Origin of the sequence: Corynebacterium sp. HMSC065H09, assembly GCF_001812845.1 — a bacterium.
Lineage (GTDB): Bacteria > Actinomycetota > Actinomycetes > Mycobacteriales > Mycobacteriaceae > Corynebacterium > Corynebacterium jeikeium_D.
In genome coordinates, this window is record NZ_KV810605.1 from 1 (window position 1) to 785 (window position 785).

The window sequence follows — 785 nt, forward strand, 5'->3', positions numbered from 1 at the left end:
CAGCGTGCTCACAGAGATTCGCCCCGTACTCGAGCGCGTCTTTGCAGGCGAGATTCTCTCCCGCACGCTGGTGCTGGACTCGCTCATCCACTACGAAGGTCCGACAAAACTGGCCGCCGCAGGTCGAGGCCGGGTCCTGAAGTGGATGCGCAACCGCGCCAAGAAGGCCCCTGCTGCCCTGGTTGACGCATTTTTCGCCGCCCTTGCCGAGCGAACTGTCACGGTACCCGGCACTGCGGCAGCAGAATTGGTCATTCCCCAGCTGGCGGCGAACATCAAAGCGCTTCAAGCACAGCGCGACACGATTGCCGGACAAGTCGAGGAGATGCTTGAATCGTTCCCTCTTGCCCAGGTCTTGATGTCGATGCCCGGCGTAGGCATCACGACTGCCTCTAACATCGTGTTGTCCATCGGCGATTGCCAGGACTTCGCCGACGCCGCGCACTTGGCCGCTTACGCCGGCATCGCGCCGACCACCCGGCAGTCGGGTACGTCGGTCCGCGGCGAGTTTCCCACCAGGGCCGGCAATAAACAGTTGTAAAACGCGATGTTTCAATCGGCGTGGATCGCGTCGAACTGCCATCCTGCATCGCGCGACTACTACCTGCGTAAACGGACTGAAGGACAGAAGCACAATGCCGCGGTGATGCGGCTTGCCCGGAGCCGCTGCAACGTCATCTATGCCCTGTTGACTCGGCGTGAGTTCTTCCGAGAAATCCCTGCTAGAACCATCGCCACGGCTGCGTAGGCCGCTGCGCTGATCACCGCCGGCCCGCACGATGCGG

1 protein-coding gene is annotated in these 785 nt (G+C 62.2%); it reads left to right on the forward strand.

Translation table 11 applies throughout. From position 1 onward, the window contains the following. On the forward strand, positions 1–541 hold a 541-nt coding region (locus tag HMPREF2878_RS09870), incomplete at its 5' end, for a transposase (protein ID WP_371326183.1). Between the last annotated feature and the right edge of the window lie 244 nt (positions 542–785).